Consider the following 14179-nt stretch of genomic DNA (forward strand, 5'->3'; position numbering starts at 1 on the left):
TAAATTTTCATAACAAATAAAAATGCAGCTTCGGCTGCATTTTTTCGTTCAGCTGTACACTATCCGTGAAGAGAAGACATTTGATGCTCTTATGAAGAAACTTAAAATCGCATAGTTGATAAAAATAAAAAAGGCTCCGTAAGGAGCCTTTTTTTTGTCATAGACTTTTATCTTTATTTTAATCATACTTTTTACTTTAGTAACATTTAAGTTGTTAAGTATGAAATATCGTCAAGACATAGATGGTCTGCGTGCATTAGCTATTTTAGCTGTCGTTTTTTATCACATGTTTCCACTCGTCGTTCCAGGTGGCTTCATCGGGGTAGATATCTTTTTTATTATTTCAGGATATCTAATAGGTTCAACTATTCTTTCAGAATATGATGACAATAAGTTTAGTTTTCTAAAGTTTTATCAACGTAGACTAATTCGAATTATTCCACTCTTGTTAGTGGTTCTGGCCACTGTAGGAATTGCTGGGTATTTCTTGCTTCTGCCTATTGAATTTAAATCGCTTGGAAGACATATTGGAGCTGCCAGTTTATTTGGATCTAATTTTCAATCATTAAAAGAAGTAGATTATTTTGCTAGTGCGGCCGAAACTAAGCCGTTGTTGCATTTGTGGTCATTGGGAATAGAGGAACAATTTTATCTTGTCTTGCCTCTACTTTTGACTTTTTTGGGACGTAAAAAATGGAAAAGCTTTTTACTTATCAATGTTCTTCTAGTGACGTCTTTTATTTATAGTTGTTATTTATTAAATACAAAACAAGAGGCTGCTTTTTTCAGACCTGAAAGTAGGTTCTGGGAATTACTTTTGGGTGTGGCCTTGGCGAGATTTGAAAAACTGCAAGGCGATTTTAATTTTTATTGGAAAAAAAGTTATGGAATTGTAGGTCTCATCTTATGCCTATTTGGAATTTTCACATTCACAGGTAAAGATGCTTATCCTGGATTTAATGCCTTGGTGCCTACGCTAGGAGCAGTTTTAATTATCTTTAGTGGGAGTAGTGGATATGTAAATAAATTAATTTTTGTAAATCCAATAATTATATTTATCGGAAAAATTAGTTATTCGCTTTATCTTTGGCATTGGCCACTTTTATCGCTAACTCACATGTTTTATCCAGAAGAGGTTCCAGCGCTAGTTACTTTTCAAGTTATTTTGATAGCATTCTTGCTCTCTGTTTTAACATTTTATGTAGTTGAGAAGCCTTTAAAATCTTTAAGTGAAGAAAGAAAAAAACTCGTATCTATGTTCACACTAAGTGGTCTAATTATTTGTTTTATTTTGGGGCGCTTAATATATAAACAAATCATTTTTCAAGGATTTGTAGATGATAAAACAAAAGAGCTAATGCAGGCCTCAACTCAATGGGTGGATTTTTCAAAAATTATTAAAACAGGCGAAGTTTACTATACTGAATTTAAGGATGGTTCAATTATAACCAGAGGAAAAGGTCCATATAAAATTGCATTTATTGGAGACAGTCATTCTGAGCAGTATTATCCAGTAGTAGAAAGATTTGTGGCAAAAGATGATTCACGCTTTAGTGTGTACTTTTTAACAAGGCCAGGGTGCAGTGGTCTTCTTGATGTGAAACATAAGGATACTTCTAAGAAGGATTGCTATGACTTTTTTACAAATGGATATAAAAATCTAATTGATAATAAAATAAATAAGGTTATTTTTTCCTCGTTCTGGGGGGCTTATTTTACTAATAAAATTGATGCCTTTATTAATGTTGATGGTAGGCCTTTTAAATTGGATCAACCTGAGGGATATGCGGCAGCAATGAAAAATCTTGGAGAGAATATTAAAAGATTTTCATCCAGTGGTATTCAAACTTATGTAATTGCTTCGATTCCCTTTGGACATGAATTTCATCCTTCGTCTATGTTCGAAAGAAAGCTCGGTTATCCAAGCTTCAAAACAAATTTTAGAAAATTTGATCTATTAAGATTTTATAAAAAATACGGAAAAATAATTTCTGACATTAAAGCACTTACAATAAATAATGATGGTCTGGTAATTGATCCAATGATTTCACTCTGTAATGAGAATAAATGTGATGTCGTTGATAAAAGTGAGCAGCCAATTTACGTAGATGCAAACCATTTCAGAGTGCCTTATTCTCGCAATCAGCTCAGTTTTTTGAATTTTCTATTTAAGGAAGAATGAAAGAGGCCTCTTTAAAGAGGCCTTTTTTAATTAAGACTTAAACTGAGCGATGTTTTCCAAAAGGCTTGCGATCTTCTCACCAAGCTCTTTTTCATTTTGCATAACTTCAGCTCTTACGTTTTCCGGAGCATTTTTCATAAAGTTTTCATTCTTCATTTTTGCTTCGTATTTAGCGTAGTCGGCTTTTGTTTTTGTAAGTTCTTTTTCAAGACGTGAAATTTGCTCCGTCAGATCAATAACTCCATCTAGAGGAAGGAAGATTTCCGTGTGAGTAAGAACGTTTACAATTGATTTGTTTGGACGATTGAGTTCTTTATTTCCAACTTTAAGCTCTTTTACACGAGCTAGTTCCTGGAAGTTAATCAGGTTGTCTCTGAAGTAAGTTACCAGGTCCTGATTGTCAGTGAATAACTCAACGTTAACTTCGTCTTTTGGTTTAATGTTAACACTTGCGCGAAGGTTTCTGATCGCCGTGATAACATCAACGAACTTATTCATTTGATCTTGATCCTGCTTGAATTCAAGAGCGGAGTCGTATTCCGGGTATTCCTGAGCAATCAGCAGGTCTTCGTTAGCTTCTTTTAAATATGACCACAGTTCTTCAGTGATGAATGGAGTCAGCGGGTGCATCAGCGCCAGGATCTTTCTGAAAGCGAACTTTAATACTGAAACTCTACGTGCTTTTGCGGCTTCATCAGAACCATTTAAAATGTTTTTTGAAAGTTCGATGAACCATGAGCAGTACTTATCGTAAACGAATGAATAAATGGCCGCTGAGGCGTCGTCATAGCGGTAAACTTCCATCGACTCGTTCATTAATTTAGCTGTTGTATTTAATTCAGCTAAAATCCATCTTTCATGGTGATCGAGTTTCGATATGTCAGTGATCTTCGCCGATCCTGTCTGTAGGTGAGGGTAGATAAAGCGGAAAGCGTTCCAAACTTTGTTGATAAAGTTTCTGTATCCACCGATTCTATCCGGGTCCAGGTTGATATTGCGGTTGTATCCAGAACCAGCTGCCAGAGTGAATCTGAAAGCATCTGTTCCGTACTGAGCAATCATATCGAATGGGTCAATCCCGTTTCCAAGTGACTTACTCATTTTTCTTCCCAGCTTATCGCGAACGATAGCGTGGATGTAAGTGTCTTTAAATGGAACCTGGTTTTGCGTCTGAAGAGACATCATCATCATTCTAGCAACCCAGAAGAAAATGATATCGTAACCTGTAATTAAAACGCTTGTCGGGAAGAATGTAGAAAACTTCTTTTCTTCCATCGCTTTTGGATCAGGCCATCCCAGAGTCGACATCGGCCATAGTCCTGAAGAGAACCATGTATCTAAAACATCCGGGTCCTGGTGAATATTTTTTGACTTACAAGTAGGGCATTCAGTTTCATCGTGCTCGCTTGCCCACTGATGATTGTTGTCACAGTAGAAAACCGGAATCTGGTGTCCCCACCAAAGTTGGCGTGAGATACACCAGTCTTTAGGATTTCTTAGCCATGAGTAGTAAGTATTTTCCCACTCTTTTGGATAGAACTTCATATTGCCGCTTTCAACAGCTTCAACTGCACGACGACTCATGTCTGTTACGTTAACGAACCATTGTTTTGAAATCATCGGCTCAATTGGAACACCTGATCTCTCACCGTGTCCTACCGGGTGCATGTGAGGTTTTTTATCTAGTAAAAGTCCCATTTCATCTAGTTTTTTTGAAATTACATTGCGGGCCACTTTTGCGGCCAGGCCTTTAAATTCTCCACCTTCTTCGTTCATCGTTCCATCTTTGTTAAGGATGTTGATGATAGGAAGATTGTGGCGTTTTCCGATTTCAAAGTCGTTGAAGTCATGGCCTGGAGTGACTTTTAAGCATCCAGTTCCTTTTTCCAGGTCAACGTGCTCATCACCGATGATTGGAACTTCGCGGTTACATAGAGGAACGATCGCTGTTTTACCGATTAGGTGTTTGAAGCGCTCGTCATTTGGATTAACGGCAACAGCAGTATCGCCAAAAAGAGTTTCTGGTCTTGTTGTCGCAACTTCTAAGAAGTCCTCTGAACCTTTGATGGCGTACTTAATGTGAAAAAAGTTCCCTTGAACATCTTTGTGTTCTACTTCGGCATCAGAAACCGCTGATTGTAACATCGGGTCCCAGTTAACGATGTAGTCAGATTGGTAAATCATCTTCTGGTTGTACATATCAACGAAGAATTTCTTTACCGCTTTATTTGGAATCGGATCAAGAGTGAACGTCAGGTAATCCCAGTCACAGCTTGTTCCCATTGCTCTTTGTTGGTTAAGGATATGGTTTCCGTATTCTTCTTTCCATGCCCAGATCTTCTTAACAAATTCCTCGCGAGAGAAATCGCGGCGAGTTTTCTTTTCTTGCTCGAAAACCATTTTTTCAACTACTGATTGAGTCGAAATACCAGCGTGATCTAATCCTGGAAGAAGAAGAGTTTCAAACCCTTTCATTCTTTTAAAACGAATTAGTGAATCCTGAGTTGTAATGTCCAGTGCGTGACCAGCGTGAAGTTTACCAGTTACGTTTGGTGGAGGAACGATGATACAGAAAGGCTTGTTGGCCTTTCCTTTTTTAGGTTTAAAGTATTTTCCCTCTTCCCATGTTTTGTACCATTTGGTTTCAACGTCAGCGGGAGAGTAGGTTGTTGCTAGTTCAGTTGTATTTGTTGTCATAATTAAGCCTTCATTGTTTTTAACATTCCTTCCAGGTCATCGATTCTGAAAGAGTGTTGTTCTTTAGTTGCAAGGTTTTTGATTTGAATCTCACCTTTTGCCATTTCGTCTGATCCCATTAACGTTACGAACTTGACTCCCTTTTTTTCTGCAGTCGGGAAGACTTTTTTAAACTTCAGCGCTTCTAAGCTGGTGACGACTTTTAAACCTTGTTTTCTCATCGCCTTTGCCAGTTTCATTGAAGCTTCTAGCCCGTTGTCTTCTTGGAAAGTAACCAGGACGTCATTCGTCGGGTTATCTAAATTTGGAAGGAGGCCGTGGACGGTTAAGAAATCCTCTAACGTCACGTCACCTAAACCAAAACCAACTCCAGGAAGTGGGTCTTCGTTAAAGATTTGAAGCAGGTTCGCAAAAGCCCCTCCACCACAAAGAGCGCGGCGGTTATCCGGGTGTTTGTCGAACATTTCAAAAACGATCCCTGTGTAATAGTCGAGACCTCTAACGATACTTGGATCGTAGACCAGGTATTCATTAAGGCCGTTGGCGTCTGTAAGCTTAATGAAGTCGCTAAAAGCATCAGCGATTTCATTTTCATTGTGCTTCTTTAGGAAAGCGTCTACATCAGCAAATGTTTTTAATTGTAGATAACTGTAAAAAATATTTTCAGCTTCTGGAGTTAATCCCACTTCTCCAACCATCTTTTTCACGGCTTCTTCATTTACCTTTTTTGATTTGTCGGCAATTTTATAAAGGCGGTAAGTTTGTTTCTCATCCGCTTTCATCATGCGCTTAAAGACGGCGTCGACAATAGCACGGTCATTTAAAACGATTTCAAAGTGCTTATTAGTTGCTCCGTAGCTTTCAAAAAGTTCGATAGCTACTTGAAGGATTTCAACTTCACCTGTTCTTCCTGGAGCTCCGAAGATATCGCAGTTTAATTGCCAGAACTCGCGCATTCTTCCGCGTTGAGGTTTTTCATATCTCATCATTCTTGGAATTGAAAACCAACGAAGAGGTTTACTAGACTCGCGGTGAACTTGAGCTACCATGCGGGCAACAGTTGGAGTCATCTCTGGACGTATGGCCACATGTCGATCCCCTCGATCAGTGAAAGAGTAGATTTGTTCATTGATTAGCTCTTCGCCAGACTTTGCCAGGTAAAGATCGACTTCTTCTAAAAGTGGACCTTCGTAAGATTCGTAACCGAAGCTCTCTGCCGTTTTAGTCATGACTGAAAAAAGATAATCTTGGACCCTTTTAGACTTTGGAAAAAAGTCACGGGTTCCGCGGTAGGGCTGTTTATTAAGCGCCATTGGTAAATTCCTTAAAAACATTATCGAAAATGAAGGCATTTTCAGAGTGTGATTTTATCACGAAAGGGACTAAAAGTCTTCTAGCCAATCAGCGTCATTACTTGGTTTTGGAAGATTTTGCAGAGACGCAGGAGTGTTTTCATCCTCAAGCCAATTTTCTTGGGTCGGCTGAGGAAGTTCTTCCGGTTTTATGTCGGTGACAGGGGCCAGGATTTCTTCCACGCTCTTAGACTCACTGGTCTGAGCAGCCGCTTTGGCAGGGGTGGGGGCCACATCTTTGACGGCAAAAAATTTAAGCTCAGTTTCGTCTTTAAGTGCCGGGGCCAAAGGTGAAAGGCTACTTTCTTTGGCCATGAGTTCAAAACTTCTCGAGATGTTTTTTAACGTCTCAAGCATTTTTGGAGTGAGGTCATTTTTTAGAGTGTCGGGAAAATCCTGGGCATTTGGATTGATTTTAGAAATCCAATACTGCAGAAGTTCACCTTTTTTCTCCAGCTTGCGGTATTCAACTTTTTCTATTTTAAGCCCGTTGTTTTTTTGCAGCAAAAACTCTTTATAAAGTTTGTTGCTCATCAGGTCCTCGCAGTCTTTTAATAAGGCCTGAAGAAACCATTTAGTGAAATTGTCTTTCGTTTTGCCCAGAGCTGCTTTGAGAGTCGTTAAACTCGTTCCATCGACCGGTTGTTTAATGGCGGCATCGTAATTTTTAAGCAATGTCTTATAAACTTCGATTTTTCCAACCAGGAAAATGTCTTCTTTACTCATCGAGCGGGCAAAGCGGTCGATTTTGAGAAGATCCGGGAGAATTTTTGGGAAAATATCCGGGTTACTGTTCTGAAGATTATCGACTAATAGGTTCACTTCCAAAGGCAATTCTTTGGATCCTGTTGCCACTTTTTCGGCGTAAGTGTTCTGCACGCTTAAAGCGAGAAGGGCAGACAGAGTGAATGTTTTAATCGCTTTACTCATTACCTAATTCATTATCAATCTGCTTAATAGCCTCACTCGCTCCGCTTGGAGGAAGGGCCTTAAGTGAGTCAATGTTCTTATAATCAATTGTTCCTTTAACAATATAGTATTTACCTTTATCCAGGGCCAGGAGTGTTCCATCCATGTTGATGACACTCGTAATGGTTTTCATTTCACTAAGCATTTTAATTTCTTTGTTGGACGGATTCAGATCGACAAGGTCGGTGCTGATTTGGTCATTGCTGCCAAAGTTTTTAATAAAAGTGATGTAGTCTTTACTAAAATCGCAGACTAATTGACCAAAGTCGTTCGTCGACGATGTGTAAATCGTTTCGCGCTTTTTAAAATCGCTTAGCGGTAAAGCCGCACGGGTAATGCTTGCGCCATTTTTAGAAAAGTTAAGTCCAAAAAGTCCCATCACCAGATAGTCGTTATGCAGGCAGATTTCTGCTTTTACCATGGGCGTGGTGGCCTTGAAGATAAGTTCTGCTTTTCCTGTGTTGCGTTTAAATTCCAAAAGCCCGACAGCTCCGTTTGCACCAAGGTCGGTATAATAAACAGTGTTGTCATCACTCATTACGACTTGAGGAGTGAAGTAAGGATTAATCCGGTTATTGAGTTTTAAACTGAATTTCAAGGCCGCGTTTGTTGTGTTTTCAAAACTCAAAACTTTTGAATAGTAGTCGTAATAAGAAAGCCACGAATCATTAAGATGAAGGGCGGCCGCTGATCCCATTCCCACTTCTTTTGGATTTGTCCCACCAAAATCCAAGAGGAAGATTTTCTCACGGGATCTGATAGAGTAGAACGTGTGGAAGTTTTCATTTTGCATGACCACGATCTTTTTTCTCGAAGGTGTACCGATTAAAGTATACTGCGTTCCAATTTGGCCTTTGATCAACTCTGCTACTTTATAATTGCTGGAGAAAAGAAGGCTTCCTGAACGCTTTTGATAATAAGTGAATTTTCCGTCCTGGCTTAGGAAGCGGATATTGTTAACGGCTTGTTTTGCTAAAAGCTCAGGTAAAATAATTTTGGCCTGGGCACTTTGGCCCAGTAGAAAGGCGAAGACTAATTTTAGTATCATATTCTTCTTATTTTCTAATGCCATATAACGTCCATGTATTTAACGGGTGTAGTTCCTGGTAGGCACTGACAGCGTTAAAGATATTCGGCCACATCAACAATCGAGGAGTGTGTACATCATCAATTGCCAGGCGAGTGACTAGCCAGGTTTCATTATTTTTCACAACGTGTCCATCTACGATAAATGGCATCGGGTGACACTGATTGATCGCTGTTCTCATAAATTGTTCAGGAATCATATCTTCAGCACAGCCAATTCCGTGGATGATTCCCGTAGGCATCTTATCCAGGAAAAACTTTACATCCGTGAGATTTCTGATCATGCGGTCTTGAGTTCCTTTGACTTCGTCTAATAAATTGGTGAAAGCGTAACGTTCATTCAAGTATGATGTCGGAAAGTAATCAAATACCGGAACACCGATAAATTTAATGTCTTGTTGAACTTTTTCTTCCCAGATAACTTTTTTATCACAAGAAAGAGTCGTACAAAGATCCGCACTGTAAACGATAAAACAGCCGAATTTAAACTCCGAGCGAGCAGGATTGTAAGTTCGGGAATCGACAATTCGACAAGTTGTCTTCTGTGGAGCTCCTTTTTGTTGGTAAAGGATTCTGGCCACAACTTGGTCTTCACTTAGAGGTTCATCAGCGCGCGAGCCTGGGATATATGTTACGCAGGCTTCTTTGTTGTCGATACGGTTCATGTAACAAACTTTTAATGGCCATCCTGCTTCGTGTTTCACGTCGAGGTTGAGTTTTGCCAGCGTGTAGTTAGCTTCACCAGCACAAGTGTCCCTTGAAGTCACAATTGTCCTAGGTGAGAAGTGGTTAACAATCCTGTGGATATTAGTCAGCCCTTCATTGTCAATGTTTCCTGGACAATCGTGGTAATCGCTAATCAATTTTGATTTGTTAAGGGCCAGAGAAATATTGCTACAATTTTGTAGAGGGAAGTTAGATGGGAAGTCTTGGTTTCCTCTGGTTTCACAGAATGTACTTTCTGTTGCCAGCTTGCTGGCACAGTTTTTCATTTCCATCGGAGTGAGCTTGTCTTTTTTGTTGTACATCTGCTGGCATTTATAACTCATCTTATAATCAGGAAGTTCTGAGTTTAAGATTTTGCTCCATACATCGCTTTTTAAATAACTCGAACAAAAAAGTTCGGGATTACTTAAAGAGTTACAGAGGTTATCCAGGTACACTCGCTGCATAAGAGGGATGCGTTCACGGTAGTAATCGGCTTGCCTTTTAAGAGAAGGCTTTTTAAAGACTTGTTGAATGCGGCACAGATAAGGCGTAAATGGATTGGCCAGCCATTCGTTGTGGATGGTTGAACATTCGGCTTTATTTTTAGGAACGCTGAATTTGATTCCTTCAATTGTCTTTTGAGCATTGATCTCACTAAAGAGAATTGAGAACTCGCGATTGTTTAAGCACTTTCTTTTATAAATCTGCTCAAAAAAATCATCTTTTAACATTGAGGCTGAATCAGTTGAGCCGTCTTTGTTTTTGTATTCAATCAGGATGTTGTCGATATTTCCTTCTGCTGTTTTAAGCAGGTTTGTTTCCAGAGTAGAAAGAAATTTACACTCATCTTGCTGAGCGTATTTTAAGAAACGCTCATCAGAGTGAAGGATGATAGACTTCACGTATTGTGGATCAAGCTTTACGTCAGCGTATCCAGCAAGACTAGAGACAGCTTTTAAGTTGGATTGAATGCGGGATTTATTTTTTTGGAATTGGTCTTTGTGAAGTTCCAAGAGGCGCTCAAAGCTTTCAATGATTCCGGGAGTAGAGGACTCTTGAGAAAAGGCCTTACCTGATAAACAGGCAAGGCCGATAAGCATAGCTATCTTATAAAACTGATTTTGCCAGAATAGATGCGATATCTTCAACTTCAAGGTTTTCCGTTTCCTTAACGTGAGCTTTCGATGAGTTAAAGTTAATCATACAATAAGAACAGGCCGTAGCCAATTTGTTAACTTCTTTTTCACCAATGTCTTTAAGTCGGTTATTCGCAATATGCTCGCCTTCTGGAAGCTCATACCACATATTTCCACCGCCCATACCACAGCATAGGGCCTTATCTTTACTTCTCTCCATTTCTTTAATCTTTAGACCCTGAATAGAGTTTAAGATCGCACGAGGAGCATTGTACTCGCCATGGTGGCGGCCTAAATAACATGGATCGTGGAATGTAAGTTCTTCGTTGATCGCTTTTTCTGGGAATAGCTTACCTTTGTCGATTAGTTCGGCCAGAAGTTCAGTGTGGTGAACAGTTTCAAACGCGCCATCTTCAAACTTAGCGTATTCTTTTCCAATCGTGTGTAGACAGTGAGGGCAGTGTGTAACAACTTTACCAAACTCGTATTGTCTCATGTTGGCGATGTTTTCAATGGCAATTTCGTAGAAAGAATACTCGTCACCAAATCTTCTAATAGGGTCACCGTTACATTTTTCAGTTTTCCCCATAACTGCGAAACTCACGCCTGCTTTTTTAAGCATCGCCACCGTATCTTTAACTACTTTTTGGTTAGAGCCATCGTAAGAACCAGCACAGCCAACGTAGTATAGGTAATCTACTTTTTTACCAGCTTCAATCACTGGTACATCAAGACCGTCTGCCCATTTAAAGCGATCGTGTTGAGCAATCCCCCAAGGGTTCCCTTGATTTTTGATTTTGTTTACAGCATCCGCGGCCGCTGGAGGAATGTCTCCAAGAGTTAGAGCTTTATAGCGTTTAGCTTCCATGATGATGTTGACGTGTTCGATGTTTGCCGGACACTCTTCCATACAGGCACCGCAAGTCGTACAAGCATCAAGTTCATTTGATTGGAAAATAGGATTGTCGCCCCAGATCTCAGCGTCTTTTTCGCCTTTAGCCTGAGTTTCAAAAGCAAGATCGCGAGTTTTAGTGATGATCTTTTTCGGGTCCAGGATTTTTCCAGCAAGGTTAGCAGGACACACTTGCGTGCAACGCCCACACTCAACACAAGTCAGAAGATCCAGGTTGTTTTTCATCGTTAGTTCAGAAAGTTTCCCTAAACCAAATGTCTCAGCATTTTCGTTTTCAAAGTTCATTGGGTTTAAAACGGCACCACGTCTAACTGGAGTTACCAGTGAGGCAACCGGCAGAAGGAAGATGTGAGAGAACTTTGTGTAACCAATACTTGCAATGAACGCCATTGTGTTGATCATGTGGATCATCCATAGCGATCTAAAGAAAAGAGCTAGAGTGGAATCATTGAAAGAGAATACTTTGAAGAAGTGAGCGATGGCCCATCCAACAGGTGACCAAGTTGCTTCGTTGATCGGCATTCCTGTTCCAAGAATACGCAGACCTTCAATCATGTATCCAAGAACAACCAGACCAATCAGCATCCAGTACATGAAAAGTTCTTGTTGTGGTTTTGTTGCAGATAAGTAGGCCGGGCGCTTGATGTAACGGCGGTGGTAAGCGATTGCAAGACCTGTTAGAATCATAATCCCAGCAACATCAGCAAGGAAAGAAACAATAATATAAACATTTCCTTTATAAATTTTAAAAGGAGTGTCGGCGTGAACCGCGACAATGTCTGTGGCAATCCATAGAATAAAAAATCCGTAGAAGATCAAACTGTGAAAAAGACCAACGTATTTAAAACGAGGAACTTTTCCAGTGAGTAGAGAAGTGTGAAGAAATCTGTCCCACTGAAGTTTTTCAGGTAAGAGACCTTTTAGTCCATCTGTTCCCTGGCCCTTGGTGACAAACATCAACTTGTCATAAAAACCTTTGATTAAAAATCCCATTGATGTCAGGAACATGATGTACATGACGATTTTAAATGAGTGTGGAATATTCCACATGACTTCTCTGGTGGCGAGTGTTGCAACATCTCCCATAGTTTCTCCCTTGAGTATGCTCGAGCAAATTAATCCGGTAATAAAAATGTAAGTGGGTCTCTGAATAGAATAGATGAGAATCGCAAAGAATTAAATGAGAAATTTAGTTAATTAGGGCATAATAAAATTCTATTATCCCTATCAGCGGAAGCGTTCCTATGAAAAGATTTTTAGCTCTACTCATTACTCTTTCGGCCTTTGGATGCGCCAGAGTACAAACATTAAATCTTGAGCCCCATGCATATTCGGAAAGGCCAGACCATATTGTCTGGATTCAGGTTGCTGGCTTTTCAGAAGAGCATATTCCACTTCTGCGCTTTAACGTGGCCGAAGCCACTCATAAAACCAACCTGGAGCAGGTGGATTGTGTAGGTAAAATGTGGAATTTTAACCTGTACCAGCTAAGACCTGAGGCCAGTAAGAGCTTTTTGTCGCAGATCACAGGATCAAAAAATATCAGAGGAACTTGCGAAGATTACACCGTCGTTCCTTCGTGGCAGTTCCTGCAAGATGTTGGCTATAGTGTCAGCGTCCTGGAAAGTGGAGCCTCTGTGGAGCAGAGTTTGGAGAAATCGTTAGGCTGCTCAAACAGCAAAATGATCGATTTAGGCAAAATGCGTTTTTACCGAATGGGGCCGGATATTGGTTCACAAAAAACATTCCACTACCAGGACTCACCTGATCAATCCAAAGAGACGGTTCGTCCGGGACTGTATTACGATCGCTCATGCCAAAAAGGGATTTGTTACTCAAGTCTTTCAAACAATTTTAGAACGCTTTGGTCGATGAATTCAAAAGATCACCGCCGCTCAGTTTTTGTGGTCCGCGATTTTAATTTTCAAAATGCACTTAAAAAGAAAGATATCAGCCTGGCGAAAGAATCACTTCAGGAAATCGACAGAATTGTCTCGGCTATTAAAAATGACAAAGGCGATGATCTTTTAGTTGTCGTCAGCGGAGCAGAGTCGATGATGCTGGAATTTCCTCTACAAGGAAAAGAGTGGTCAGACTTTGAAAAGGCCGGAAAAAATCTTTATTTCAAAAACTCATCTCTTATGTCGCCGGTTCTGGCCAAAGGATCAATGGCAGAAAACTTCTGCGGGATCTTTGATGAATCCGACATGTTAAAAAGGATGATTTATAAACCTGAAGATAAAAAATTCAACTGGGATAGTGTCAGCCCGTTCTAGTTAGAAAATTCTTCTCTGGTCATAAGGTAGCTGGTTTTGCAGTAGTCACATTTTGTTTCAATGCTTGATTCATCAGGAGCAAAAACAGCGTCAATTCCGCTAGCCCAGATGATTGAGCGAACACCTTCAAACATTCTTTGTCTTGAGCAAGTGCATTTGAATGAAACTTGTTTTGAACCAAGGAATGTAAGTCCCAGGTTTTCAAAATGAGGTTGAATATCACTTTGTTCAGTCGTACCTTTTTTGAAAAGATCTTCCACTTTTTCCTGAATACTCTTCCAGTATTGATCGATGTTCATTGTGTAGTTTGTTTCTACTTTGTTGACATTGATTTCAGGAAGTTTCATCAGCATGATACTTTGATCAGACTCCCCTGAAACATGAATAGCGCTCTTTACCTGGTATGAATCTGAAAGGATCTTGTTGACCATCGCATGGGCATCAATTTTATCCAGATTAATAATTGAAGTGTATGGATGAAGTTCGCCAGGAAGCAATTTGACGATACGGCATTTACCTGTAATTGCTCTTGGGAATTCATTAAATTGCTCAGGTAGAAGAAGTGTCCTCATCTGACCCTGGTCGCTCATTTCAATCTTTAAGCGAAAATATGGCTCTTCCGAATCGACGTAAACGCCCAGACCTTCGCCTGGCTTTAAGAATGAAATCATCGGTTGGAACGAAAGGATGGCATCGCGGAAATATTGAAATCCGGCACCAATGACTTCGTGAATAATCGCGAGATCATTAATTAACTTTTGACCCTCAAGGAAGTGGAGCGTGAAGCCCTCTTTTTGGTCAATAAAACTATACAATCGACTTTCTGGAAGCATAAAATAATTTTTACCAAATATTCCCGG

Annotated in this window: 9 protein-coding genes; 2 read left to right on the forward strand and 7 right to left on the reverse strand. The window is 39.9% G+C overall.

Annotated features, from left to right (window positions below):
- Positions 1-220: 220 nt before the first annotated feature.
- On the forward strand, positions 221-2182 hold the full coding sequence (locus ACN20O_RS09405; RefSeq protein WP_491633706.1) for an acyltransferase family protein: 1962 nt from the start codon (positions 221-223) through the stop codon (positions 2180-2182).
- Between the two features lie 30 nt (positions 2183-2212).
- Here the strand turns inward: ACN20O_RS09405 and ACN20O_RS09410 are convergent, their stop codons facing one another.
- Genes ACN20O_RS09410 through ACN20O_RS09435 form a run of 6 tightly spaced genes read right to left on the reverse strand, consistent with a single transcriptional unit; the run spans position 2213 to position 12129 of the window.
- Positions 2213-4879, reverse strand: a complete 2667-nt coding sequence (locus ACN20O_RS09410; protein ID WP_491633707.1) for a valine--tRNA ligase — start codon at positions 4877-4879, stop codon at positions 2213-2215.
- A gap of 2 nt (positions 4880-4881) precedes the next feature.
- Positions 4882-6231, reverse strand: coding sequence for a histidine--tRNA ligase (hisS, locus tag ACN20O_RS09415; RefSeq protein WP_491633708.1), 1350 nt, complete (start codon positions 6229-6231; stop codon positions 4882-4884).
- Positions 6232-6261: 30 nt separating this feature from the next.
- Positions 6262-7161, reverse strand: coding sequence for a hypothetical protein (locus ACN20O_RS09420; RefSeq protein ID WP_491633709.1), 900 nt, complete (start codon positions 7159-7161; stop codon positions 6262-6264).
- Positions 7154-8248 carry a hypothetical protein gene (locus ACN20O_RS09425; RefSeq protein ID WP_491633710.1) on the reverse strand — a complete coding sequence of 365 codons (1095 nt, stop codon included), beginning with the start codon at positions 8246-8248 and terminating at the stop codon, positions 7154-7156. The genes ACN20O_RS09420 and ACN20O_RS09425 overlap by 8 nt, the downstream gene beginning before the upstream one ends.
- A 7-nt stretch (positions 8249-8255) precedes the next feature.
- A complete protein-coding gene (locus tag ACN20O_RS09430; RefSeq protein ID WP_491633711.1) occupies positions 8256-10094 on the reverse strand; it encodes a hypothetical protein in 1839 nt (612 codons plus the stop codon).
- Positions 10095-10101: 7 nt separating this feature from the next.
- On the reverse strand, positions 10102-12129 hold the full coding sequence (locus tag ACN20O_RS09435; protein WP_491633712.1) for a heterodisulfide reductase-related iron-sulfur binding cluster: 2028 nt from the start codon (positions 12127-12129) through the stop codon (positions 10102-10104).
- Between the two features lie 158 nt (positions 12130-12287).
- Here ACN20O_RS09435 and ACN20O_RS09440 point away from each other — a divergent pair, with 158 nt between their 5' ends.
- A complete protein-coding gene (locus tag ACN20O_RS09440) occupies positions 12288-13319 on the forward strand; it encodes a hypothetical protein (protein WP_491633713.1) in 1032 nt (343 codons plus the stop codon).
- On the opposite strand, the gene ACN20O_RS09445 is transcribed toward ACN20O_RS09440, so the two are convergent.
- A complete protein-coding gene (locus ACN20O_RS09445) occupies positions 13316-14152 on the reverse strand; it encodes an Hsp33 family molecular chaperone HslO (RefSeq protein ID WP_491633714.1) in 837 nt (278 codons plus the stop codon). The genes ACN20O_RS09440 and ACN20O_RS09445 overlap by 4 nt on opposite strands.
- Between the last annotated feature and the right edge of the window lie 27 nt (positions 14153-14179).

Source organism: Bacteriovorax sp. As-1 (genome assembly GCF_058446905.1).

What these genes read in the sequence shown, in the direction of transcription:
- ACN20O_RS09405 (WP_491633706.1), top strand. Translation starts at nt 221, where the DNA reads ATGAAATATCGTCAAGACATAGATGGTCTGCGTGCATTAGCTATTTTA.
- ACN20O_RS09410 (WP_491633707.1), bottom strand. Translation starts at nt 4,879, where the DNA reads ATGACAACAAATACAACTGAACTAGCAACAACCTACTCTCCCGCTGAC.
- hisS (WP_491633708.1), bottom strand. Translation starts at nt 6,231, where the DNA reads ATGCCTTCATTTTCGATAATGTTTTTAAGGAATTTACCAATGGCGCTT.
- ACN20O_RS09420 (WP_491633709.1), bottom strand. Translation starts at nt 7,161, where the DNA reads ATGAGTAAAGCGATTAAAACATTCACTCTGTCTGCCCTTCTCGCTTTA.
- ACN20O_RS09425 (WP_491633710.1), bottom strand. Translation starts at nt 8,248, where the DNA reads ATGATACTAAAATTAGTCTTCGCCTTTCTACTGGGCCAAAGTGCCCAG.
- ACN20O_RS09430 (WP_491633711.1), bottom strand. Translation starts at nt 10,094, where the DNA reads ATGCTTATCGGCCTTGCCTGTTTATCAGGTAAGGCCTTTTCTCAAGAG.
- ACN20O_RS09435 (WP_491633712.1), bottom strand. Translation starts at nt 12,129, where the DNA reads ATGGGAGATGTTGCAACACTCGCCACCAGAGAAGTCATGTGGAATATT.
- ACN20O_RS09440 (WP_491633713.1), top strand. Translation starts at nt 12,288, where the DNA reads ATGAAAAGATTTTTAGCTCTACTCATTACTCTTTCGGCCTTTGGATGC.
- ACN20O_RS09445 (WP_491633714.1), bottom strand. Translation starts at nt 14,152, where the DNA reads ATGCTTCCAGAAAGTCGATTGTATAGTTTTATTGACCAAAAAGAGGGC.